Origin of the sequence: Coleofasciculus sp. E1-EBD-02, from assembly GCF_040218245.1 — a bacterium.
Lineage (GTDB): Bacteria > Cyanobacteriota > Cyanobacteriia > Cyanobacteriales > Coleofasciculaceae > Coleofasciculus.
On record NZ_JAVJQN010000135.1, the window covers coordinates 1 to 11,307 of the forward strand.

The 11,307-nt window shown below is 47.4% G+C and carries 7 protein-coding genes; 3 read left to right on the forward strand and 4 right to left on the reverse strand.

Translation table 11 applies throughout. The annotated features are described in order from the left end of the window. On the reverse strand, positions 1–171 hold a 171-nt coding region (locus RIC07_RS21895), incomplete at its 3' end, for an FAD-dependent oxidoreductase (protein ID WP_446396378.1). A gap of 243 nt (positions 172–414) precedes the next feature. Between RIC07_RS21895 and RIC07_RS21900 the strand changes: the two genes are divergently transcribed. Further along, positions 415–1,365 (forward strand): alpha/beta fold hydrolase, encoded by a 951-nt coding sequence (locus RIC07_RS21900; RefSeq protein WP_446396372.1) that lies wholly within the window; start codon positions 415–417, stop codon positions 1,363–1,365. Between the two features lie 419 nt (positions 1,366–1,784). On the opposite strand, the gene RIC07_RS21905 is transcribed toward RIC07_RS21900, so the two are convergent. Both RIC07_RS21905 and RIC07_RS21910 read right to left on the reverse strand, forming a co-directional pair. Then, positions 1,785–2,474 carry an Rpn family recombination-promoting nuclease/putative transposase gene (locus tag RIC07_RS21905; protein ID WP_446396373.1) on the reverse strand — a complete coding sequence of 230 codons (690 nt, stop codon included), beginning with the start codon at positions 2,472–2,474 and terminating at the stop codon, positions 1,785–1,787. A gap of 578 nt (positions 2,475–3,052) precedes the next feature. Further along, complete coding sequence (locus tag RIC07_RS21910) at positions 3,053–3,421, reverse strand: HNH endonuclease (RefSeq protein ID WP_446396374.1); 369 nt, start codon at positions 3,419–3,421, stop codon at positions 3,053–3,055. 586 nt (positions 3,422–4,007) lie between these two features. Here RIC07_RS21910 and RIC07_RS21915 point away from each other — a divergent pair. Both RIC07_RS21915 and RIC07_RS21920 read left to right on the forward strand, forming a co-directional pair. Then, a complete protein-coding gene (locus RIC07_RS21915; protein WP_446396375.1) occupies positions 4,008–6,527 on the forward strand; it encodes a CHAT domain-containing protein in 2,520 nt (839 codons plus the stop codon). A gap of 358 nt (positions 6,528–6,885) precedes the next feature. Beyond that, entirely contained in the window at positions 6,886–7,569 is a 684-nt protein-coding gene (locus tag RIC07_RS21920; protein ID WP_446396376.1) for a hypothetical protein, read from the forward strand. 474 nt (positions 7,570–8,043) lie between these two features. Here RIC07_RS21920 and RIC07_RS21925 read toward each other — a convergent pair. Next, positions 8,044–11,307 (reverse strand): beta strand repeat-containing protein (locus RIC07_RS21925; protein ID WP_446396377.1); only part of this gene is annotated, 3,264 nt, incomplete at its 5' end.

Genomic DNA, 11,307 nt, shown 5'->3' on the forward strand with positions numbered 1-11,307 from the left:
AATGAGATAATTGAAGGCTTTATCGGGTTCATAGTAATCAGCCGCCGCCCGTTTTTCTAGGACTGTAATAGTTGTCCATCCGCGTTTGGCAAGCATTAAGGCGGTAGCAAGTCCGGCGGGACCTCCACCAACAATTAATACATCTCGCTGACAATCGTCGCTCATTTGCATAGCTAGGGGACTGGGGAATATCCTATTTTGGGATAAGGTTTTTTAGGGCGATGACTACCTCCCCTAAACCATGACTATCCTAGAGTTGGAATTATTATAACTTGTGCGTGCGATCGCTCTTTCTGACTCATCACCTTTCCGATACCATCGGATTTGTCAGGATAGGGCTGAAGGCAGAGGGCAGAAGGGAAGGAGCAAGGTTGCAAGGAAGAAGGATATTACGGTTATTTCGGCGGACATGATATGAAAGCTGATTTTCTACCGCCCTCAGTTGTTGATATTCAAGACAAAGATGCGATCGCTCTTATTCAACAGCTTCAACGTCGGGTAATTCAGGTTCCCTTTGAGCTAGGCACAACCCTGATCGCAACTGCCTACGTTCACCATTCTCCCGCTCAATCAGCTTCCCAACCTACCGCCGCACCGATTCTGTTGTTACCCGGATTTGATAGTTCCCTGCTGGAGTTCCGGCGTTTGCTCCCTTTATTAACAACCCAGCACGAGACTTGGACGGTGGATCTGTTTGGCTCTGGATTTACAGAGTATGTTCCCACCCTTCCCGTCAATCCTCAAACCATTCGGCAACACCTTTTTAGCGTTATAGAAACCTGGATTGGGCAACCTGTAGTGCTGGTTGGGGCATCGTTAGGAGGTGCAGTGGCGATCGACTTTGCCTTAAATTATCCTAACTGGGTGCGATCTGCGCTTCGCAGCAGCGCTTCGCTATCGCTGGTTCTAATTAACTCGGTTGGCTTTTCTGGCAGTTTTCCAGTTGGACAGTTTCTGCCGCATCCCCTGATTGAATTAGGGGCGAATTGGCTGCACTTCCGCAAACAGGCTGCCCTCACTGCTGCTTTAGCGTTGCCAATGATTGACCCAATGCTACTCGATGCGCTGCGCTGTTCTTTGCTACATCAGGAGATGCCAGGATGGAAAGGAGCGATCGCGTCCTTCACCCAAAGTGGAGGTTACGCTAATTTGCGATCTCGCATCGCTCAGGTAAACCATCCTACCCTGATTTTGTGGGGAGAAGCTGATGATGTATTGGGGATGGACGATGCAACCAAGTTTGAACAGTCAATTTCAGGCAGTCAACTGATTTGGATTCTCCAAGCTAGTCATGTACCTCACTTCGATCAACCTCAATCTGTTGCCGCGCATCTGCTGACATTTGCCCGACGCATCGGACATTGATCGCCTATTTGTTTGTGTTATACTCACTCTCCAATCCCGTTGAATTTCTGACATACTCACCGAATAATAACCCGCAACATTCGGTTCTCCCTCTTCGGGAATGGCTACGAATGTTTTAGCGATACCCTTTTGATGATTTTGTTTGGCATAAGTAGGTTGGTGGAAATAAACTTAACTAGATTAAGTTGTGTAAACACCCCTCAAACCCTTACTGTTCCCTGTTACACACCGAGCGAAGCCGAGGTGTTCCCTGTTCCCTAATCTCCACCGCTAACTTTAATTGTGTCCACCTACTTATCGTGTCCCTACAAAATCAATTATTCCTAATCATTGATAGGGACACGGCATTGCCGTGTCCTATTATATTAATCATTTCCATTAATTCGACTTCCAGAGAAATCTAAACTCCAAACAATAAATCACCGTTGCTCTTCGAGAAACAATTCTCGCTGATGTAACTTTTCCACTTCCTCTACACTTAAATTCGCTTGGTTAGCCATATTCATCGCTTTATCCAGTTCAGGAACGTGTTGAAACGCGGGGGGAATCACATCCAGGTTGGAAGTCTCTTTAATAAAGTAAATCCATTTATCCGTTAAACTGTCCAATTCATCCAGCGTTTTCGTAAACTTAGGTAATTCAATAACAATCAATTCGAGTTCCGGATCAATATAATCAAACAACTCTTGTTGTTCCTTCAAGCCAAAGCGCGTCAGGAAGTGCTGAGTTTGGTCAAACAGAGGGGAATCCGTAATCGTTAACGTAATCACAGGTTTAAGGTACGAATATCCTTCCCCATGGTTTAATTGATTGGCATAAGTTGTCATCAGATTATAAATGACCCGCTTTTCAAAGGACGCCCCCTTTAATCCCTGCATCTCAATTAACACCGTTGAGCCGTTATCCAGCACAACCTTGACATCCAGATAGATATCTTTTAGGTCAACCCCATCTCCAGGATTATAGGGGTCAATAATTTCTAAATCCTGAATGACTGGATTGGCATTATAAATCAAGGCATTTAAGAAGCTAATCAGGATATCTTTGCTATCTGTAGAGCCAAATATTTTCTTGAAGGCAAAATCAGTCTTGGGGCTAATGAATTCCATCTTAATAACTCCTCAATCGTTTCAGTCTAAAAAATGATTATTTTTCAATTCTACCTTGAGTGGGTAACTGTGATCCTTTGCTCAAGCAGATGATTTGTCGGGGCGGGTTTTACCAATAACGCTCCGGTTCAAACCACTAACTCAACTAAACCCGCCCCGACTCAGTAGGGTGTGTTAGCGCAGCGTAACGCACCAATGGCTCACTTTTTTATTGGTGGGTTACGGCGGATATCCAATTTTACGGTAACTTTTTCAATAGAATCACCGCCTAACCCACCCTACGGGTAAGCTGTCATGCATTTAAATTGGGTATTAGTAGCGAGCAAGATGCTCGCATTACAAGGATTTCACCATTGTTAACATTAAGGTTTAAATGCCGAACAGTTTAGGGTCTTCCGGACTTAGTGGGCTAAACTATCAGCTTTAATGAACCAGGAAGCTTGCCACACAAGGGCTGCCGTTTTTCACCGCCTCAAAACTCTCTTGAAATCCGGGTAGAATTGGTTAAAGCTATTGCTGTCCCATATTTCGGCAAGTCAAACTAACAATTTAGCACACTAACTACGGAAGACTCAAGTTCAGCTAAAAGTCAGGGAGAATAAATGGATGTTGGGAATAATCGTCAATACCCCATTTTCATCATAAATATAGCTAAACAAGGACAGTTGACCCGGAGAGACATTACCATTGCGTCCCCCATGGACAGCAATATGACAAGGTGTACACAAAGGAATTAGATTTTCCAGTCGGTTGTCCTCTGGCATAAAATTAGCATGATGCACCGATAGCGTCGCCATTGTCCACTCCGAACGAGTGAGATTTGATGGCTTTTCGCCGGGACGCAGACATTGTTTTCCACAGTGGCGACAGCGCCAAAGAGCAGCTTCTTTGACGGATAGGGCAATGTCTGACCAATTATCGGCGTAGCGCTGGCGGTTGATTGGCATCTTCGGGAGAAAGAGTATCTGGGAACAGCGATAAGCACAACTATTGTATTCGGAATGGGGTTGCTATGATAGCCATCGCTCGTACAATTCCTGTTTTGACCTTAAACAAACGTTTCTTGTCCCAAACAAATTAAACGCTAGCTGATTCGGCTCGATTCCATGGACGAACCTGGGAATCATAGAGAGCATCTCTGACTCCCATTTGAAAAAACATGAGAAAATCAGCAAAGGCAATGCCTGCGATCGCAGCCCATCGTCAGGGCGATTTCTGTAACTACTGAGATTTGGCTACTTCCTTGTGCCTGCTGGCAGAATTGCGTCCTAATAAAACAGTCCCGCTCTTTGTGTTAAGTCCATTTCCCAATTGGATCAGTCAGTTGCACAGAGATACAGCTATGATTACCAGAAACGGAAATCTTGTATTCCCAGACCGTTCATCAAGGCTTTAAGGAAGACTGTTATGCCAAGCCGACACCACAAATTCTGTGTTCGTCGCCTTCTGTTCGTTCTATTCCTTTGTAGCTTCGCTCTCTGCCTAGGGCTGGGTCATCTTTCCTCAACCCCTTGGCGGGTACAATGGGGAAACGTGGCAGTTGCTCAATCTCCTGATTTGAGTCAATGGGTGCAAAAAGGCGTAGAGTTATATCAGGCAGGAGATATTACGGGTGCGATCGCGCAATGGGAAACAGCCCTGGGTGCCTATCAAAATACCAATAATTCCCCAGCACAAGCCCTGATCTTAGAAAACTTAGCCCGATCCTATCAGCAAATCGGTCAAATCGATCGCGCGATTCACTATTGGTCTGAAACAATTGCCGTCTATCGCCAGATGGGAAATCAAACCCAAGTCGGGCGGATGCTTGTCGAACAAGCTCAAGCGTACAGCAAGTTGGGGCAAAATCGACGGGCAATTACGATTTTATGCAACCTCCCGGAAAGCGAGAAACCCTGTAATCCAGACTCGGCGTTGCAAATCCTGCGCCAACAACAAGACGCCTTGGGAGAAGCGGCGGCGTTGGGAAGTTTGGGCAATGCCTATCGCCATCGGGGAGAGTACGATAAAGCTATTGACAATCTAGAGAAGAGTTTAGCGATCGCAAACCAACTCGAAAATCCAGTCTATCGCGCTTCTGTCCTTAATAGTCTCGGCAATGCCTACAATAGTCTGGCTTTAGTGAATTATCGCCGTGCTGAGTCGGCTAACACCAGAGGCGATAGCGCCAAAGCCGAGGAATTCCAACAAAACGCTTTGAGTAATGATGCCAAAGCATTGCACTATTTTCAGGATAGTATCGAGGTTGCCCGGACAGAAAATGACCAACGAGGGCAAATGCGGGGACTGGTTAATTCTATTTCAGTATTGTACCGAACCAACGACCCCTCATCGGCTGCTGCATTGACTGAAGCGCGATCGCTCCTGGCTCAACTCCCCGATTCTCGTGATAAAGTCTATGCAGCAATTGATTTAGCTAATCTTTTACAACCTGTTACGAGGTCTGAGGATACCTCATCGAGGACTCAATGCCTCAAGCATCAACACCAACCCCAAGCCATTGAACTCTTACAGCAAGCTGTCTCCATTGCTCAACGTTTCAACGATTCTCGCGCCCAATCCTTTGCGCTGGGTAAGCTGGGACAACTTTATGAATGCCGCCAGGACTACCCCCAAGCCCTCGATTTCACCCAACAGGCGCAGTTGAGGGCGAACCAGGATTTACTTGCCAAAGATAGTCTGTATTTATGGCAGTGGCAGGCGGGACGCATCTTTAATGCACAGGGGAAAGCGTCTGAAGCTGTAATGGCTTACGAACAAGCCGTTACTACCCTAGAAACTATCCGCAGCGATATTCTCACCGCCAATCGCGACGTGCAACTTGACTTTCGAGATGCGATTAATCCTATTTATCGGGAGTTGGCACAGTTACGCCTCGAACAAGCGTCTTTGCCTTCTGTTGAACCCATGAAACGTACCAAGGAACTCAGTGCTGCCCTTAGAACAATTGATTCTCTGAAACTGGCAGAACTGCAAAATTATTTTGGCAATGATTGCGTGATAGCCGCCCTTAATTTAAATGACTCAGCCGATTTTAGTCCCGCAACGGCTGTTTTTAGTACGATTATTCTGAAAGACCGTACTGCTATTCTCGTCAGTCTCCCCAACGGCGAAAAACGGTCAGCGTGGATAGATATCGATAGTCAGGCGCTTATTGACGAAATCAATGAATTTCGCCGGGAATTGGAGAGATTTATGGATTTCGTTTATGACCCTACCCAAGCCCAAAAGCTGTATGATTGGCTGATTCGTCCCTTCGCCTCTGACTTAGAACAAGCCCAGGTCAAAACGCTGGTATTTATCCAAGATGGTATCTTGCGTAGCATTCCCATGGCGGCACTTCATGACGGGGAGAAATTTTTGGTGCAAAAGTATGCCATTGCCACGACTCCCAGTCTGACTCTAACTGAAAAGAAAGCACTCGACCGTAAACAGCTACGGGCGCTGATAATAGGATTAACCAAGGAGGCGGTTGTGGACGGTCGCAGGTTTCCCGCGTTGAGTAACGTTGGTAAAGAAGTCAGTCAAGTTAAGGCTCGAATGCCGGGGAGTAAGGGACTCCTTGATGAAGATTTTACACGCGATCGCTTGCAACAGGAACTCAGCCAAACCCTTTACCCGATTATTCATATTGCCACCCACGGGGAGTTTGGTACAGAGCCAGAGGATACATTCCTGGTGACGGGAGACAATGGCAAGCTGACGATTACCGATTTAGAGGCAACCATGCGCCGCATCAATGTGGGTTCTGAGGCGGTGGAACTGCTGGCACTCACGGCTTGTCAAACGGCGGCGGGGGATGACAGGGCGGCGCTGGGTTTAGCGGGGGTGGCGGTGCAAGCTGGGGTGAAAAGTGCTTTGGCGTCATTGTGGTTTATTCACGATGCGTCTACGGTCAAGTTAGTGAATCATTTTTATGAACGCTTGCTGGATTCAGATACAAGTAAAGCTGAGGCGTTGCGCGAGGCGCAGTTAGAACTGATTGAAGCGGGGGGGCAATACAATCATCCTGCTTATTGGGCACCGTTTATTCTGATTGGGAATTGGCTTTGACGGGGTGGATTTAAATTGGGCGCACGCCGTGCGCCCCTACAATTTTAATCCACCATTTTAGGTGGGTGACGGCAGTAGGTTGGGTTGACGTAGGAAACCCAACCAAGTTCAGGATTATTGTCTGAACTATTGATTAAATAATAGGTTGTTCAGTTAATATCGCTGGGTTACGGCGGAGCGTTCATTAAATGATATCGCTTCGGTTTAAAACCCGCCTAAACCACCCTACGTTTTTTAGCTCTAATGATTTCCCTATAGTCTCTTTTTTTGAGACAAAAGGGTTGTTATTTTGATTATTTTGTTATAACATTGTTACAAGCAATAGATACCTTAAATATTACATAAGGAAAAGAACACTATGAAACCTCTACCCTCTCAAGTTGACACCTGCAATATCGCTGAAACCACTGCCCAGCAAGCGTTAGCAGAATTTGGAATTACCCAACTCCTGTCTTTTGTCAAGGACTACAGCGACATTGACTTCGAGGCGTCGCAAATGCATCTAACCGATGCTGAAGTCCATGCGATCGCGAAGCTATTGATTCAGCAGTTGACCGAAAGCCTTAACGGTAAACTCATCGCTGGCGCTTTAAATACCCTGCGCCATGGAGAGGAAATAGAGGAGATTGAACCGATGAGTGAAGAGGATCAAAATGATCAAAATCTCTACTGTTATCCCACCCCTTCTCGCCTTCGGATCGCGCCTCTATCTGTGCATAGCCCAACTGGACGCTATAACCCCCAATGGCAAAACTATCCCCGCCCAATTACTCAGCGGGAACAATACATTATTAACCTCTATTGTTACTGTGAATTAGGGATGACACCCAAGCAGTTTTATGCCAAATGGGATGTCACTTATGAGCAACTTTCTCACATCTGTTCTCGTTCCCAGGGGACGGTTCAGAATTGGTTTAACCGAGGGAAAGGCTATCATCCTCCTCAACCCGTTGACTTGCGCCATCTGACAATTATGGATTTTTTGTTAGAGCATTTTGAAGAGATACCCCAATCCCTGATCAACCTTCTGTGTTCGTCATAAGGGAGAGCTGGGGGAGCAATGTAGAGACGTAGCATGCTACGTCTCTTAGCTGGGGAAGTTGTAGAGACGTTCCGGTGGAACGTCTCTTAGCTGGGGGAGCATGTCACTAATTTGGTGTCTATCCAGAAACCGTAGGGGCGCATGGCGTGCGCCCATAAAATCTGCAAATCTAATCCATCATTTTAGCTGGGTCACGCCAGTAGGTTGGGCTCTTGGAACGTAGGCGAAGCCTTCTCGAAGAGTAACCCAACTCCAGGGAGAGCCCGTTGGGTAACGCTTACGCTCTACCCAACCTACTTGAGAGTTCTGTGATGTCCCTGAGATGCTCCCAATCCTCAGGACATGATCGGATGCCAAATCAGGGGAACGCTACCCCTGTTATCACTTAGTCCGCGTCGGCGGACTTTGTTTGTGTAGGCGCGATTTCAATCGCCGTGGCAAAATGGGGTAATCAAGGCTCTGTTGTTGTCAAGATTACCGCGTTCCAACTGCGTCAGTACAGGTGGCTGACGTTGACCCATTCTGGGGGGTGGTGGGGTTAGAGGCGACCAAAATTACCTCGCCTTTTTCGTTTCTTACCCAACCCGTAGCTTCGATAATTTGGGTTCTGTTGGCTGGCTCAACATTCTCGGTGACTTCGGCTTTCCCTGGTGCATTATGAGATACACTACTACTGGGTAGAGAACGCACCTCACCTGTGGGAAACGGTGAATCGATAGAGTCACCCGGACGAGGCGGTAAGCCCCCTGTACCTGTTACCACAAAACGGTTCTCTTGTCCACTCCCACGGGCGGGACAGTTCTGTCTCATCTGGCGGGAAGCATCCACCAGTTGGCTAGGCAGATTGAGTAAGCCTCGCGATGGGTCTACATTGGGTGAGTTCAGTTCAAACCTTCCACTCAAGCCGAATTCTGAACTCACGGTGATGTCGTTTTGGGGGGTGAGTTGAGGGCGGAATTCGATGCCAAATAAGCCTTGCGTGGTAATCCCAATCGCACCGCCATTGCCTTGATCTGCATTGGCTGTGATGTCGCTGCCATGTTTTCCTGTTGGGGATGTGGCAACGATAAAGAGAGAGTCAATGGTAATGTTACCGCCATTGGCGAGGTCAAAGGCATTGGCAGAAATTAGACTTTCGTTGGCAAGGTAGAGGAAGTCTAAGCCGGTGAGGAAGATGTTGGCGCCGCCTGCGGCATCGCTGAGGGCGGTTTCGGCGGTGAGTTTGCCTTGGTTGAGAAAGAGGGAATTGGCGGCGATAGAGAGGTTTCCGGCTTGTCCAGAGGGGCTACTGACGGTTACGGATGCCCCATCTTGGACGGACATTCGCCCAGTTTCAACGGTTAAGTCGCCGGCTGTCCCCCCGTCGGTGGCTTCAACGGATAATCCGCCTTCTCCGTTTAAGTCTACCGAGTCGCTGGCGTTAACGGTTAAGCTTCCGGCTTTCCCCCTTTGGGTGGATGCGGAAATTAGACTGTTATTGACTGTTAACGTGTCTAAGCCTTGTAAGGTAATATCTTCACTGATACCGGAAATGTTAGAGGCTGAAATTTGCGATCGCGCATTCAAGTTTAACTGTTCGGTATTTATCGTCACTCCCCCAGCCTTACCGCCTTCAGAAGTAGCTTCAACCGATAGGCGAGAGTTGTTGACAGATACTGACTCAACTGGATTTTCGCCTGCATTAATACTGAGACTTCCGGCTGTTCCTGTTTGTGTCGAAGCTGATATTTCACTATTATTGGTTAACTGTACGTTCTCTAATCCTTGTAAAATAATGTCTTGACTTTCACCAGAAATGTTGGAGGCTGAAAGCTGCGAGTTTTCACTTAAGCTTAACTGTTGAGTATTAACCGTCAAACCCCCAGCCTTACCACCTTCACCAGTAGCTTCCACCGATAGGCGAGAGTTGTTGACAGATACCGACTCAACCGGATTTTCGCCTGCATTAATACTGAGACTTCCGGCTGTTCCGGTTTCTGTCGAGGCTGATATTTCACTATTATTGGTTAACTGTACGTTCTCTAACCCTTGTAAAATAATGTCTTGACTTTCACCAGAAATGTTGGAGGCTGAAAGCTGCGATCGCGCATTCAAGTTTAACTGTTGAGTATTTATCGTCACTCCCCCAGCTTTCCCACCTTCAGAGGTTGCTTCAACCGATAGGCGACTGTTATCACTTACTTGCACCGAATTAGCCGGATTGGAGTTAGCATTAATGGTTAAGCTTCCCGCTTCACCGGTTTGAGTCGAGGCGGATATGGCACTATTGTTGCTAATTGTCAAGGTATCCAACCCTTCGAGGATAATACCCTCACTGCGACTAAAACTATTAGAGGCTAATATTTTTGCATCATTTTCCAGGGTTAACTGCTGGGTATTGAGACGAACTTCTCCCGCATTACCACTATCTGTAGCCGCCGCCGATAGTTCGACACCATCAGTGAGGGTAAGTTGGCGAGTCGTGACGAGTACATTACCCGCATCCCCTGTACTGCGGCTTTCTACCGCTAACCGCCCTTGTCCAGCAATCGTAATCGCTTGGGGCGCACTCAGGATTAAATTACCGCCTGTACCACTCCCAGAGGTAGAAGCCGAGACTTGGGAATTGGGCGCTAGGGTAATGTCTAGGGTGGATTCATCCTGATAGGGGTTCAGGGTTAAGGTTCCGGCTGGGGTTTGTCCCTCAGTTTCAGCAAAGACACCGACAATTCCGGCTAAGTTCATCGTGGAGGCATTTAAAGTGATACTACCACCCCCCTCTGTATTAGTAGCGGTATCGGTGGCGGTGGCGGTAATTCGGGCGGTGTCGGAGAGAGTTAAGGTTGGGGTATTGATAATAATGTTTCCGGCTTTGCCCGCATCATTAGTTTGGACAGACAGAACTGGGGAAAAATCATCCACACCGATACCCAGATTTACCTCGGTGGGAGCATTAATTTCAATTGTGCCACTATCGCCACTGCCATCGGTAAAGGCAAATATTTTTGCTCCCCTGGCAAGGGTTAAGGTAGAAGTGTCTAGGGTAATTTCTCCGGCGTTTCCTTCTCCTGTGGTTGAGCTGGAAAGTTCTGTTTGTTGGATGTTTAAGTCAGTGCTGGTAATCTCAATATTGCCAGCTTGTGCTGCGCCTGCGGTTTCTGTGGTAATCGTGCCTTCTCCCTGAATCGTGATCGCATCTGGCGCTTTTATCTTGATGTTTCCCCCGGTTGCTTGGTTAAAGGGGGAATCAGTGGAAGCGGAAATAGAGGTTCTTGGTGCCAGGTTAATCGTGAGATTTTCGTGGGTGGGGTGGGATTGAAGGGTAATATTTCCCGCCTTGCCAGAACTTTCTGTGGTGGTGGCGATGTTGGCGTCGTTTTGTAGGGTTAATTCTGGGGTGGTGAGGGTAATGTCTCCGGCTGAACCCCCCGCCGTAGAATTGGCACGGATGGCGCTATCACCGTTCAGTTGTATAAAGTCGGTGGCATTAATTCTGACATCTCCAGCCATACCCGTACTCCTGGTTTCGGCACTAATTCTAGCGCCATTGGTCAAAGATAAAGAGCCACTCTCAATCTCCACACCCTTAGAATTCCCCTGAGCTTCCGATTCCACTTGACTGAAAACACCACTGACTCTTCCTCGACGACTTTCCCCATCCAATAAGACATTATCCGTCGCCCGAATCACTACCTTGCCTGCATCTCCTTCTCCTCTGGTTGAGGCAGAAATTGCAGCGCCATTGGTCAAAGATAAAGA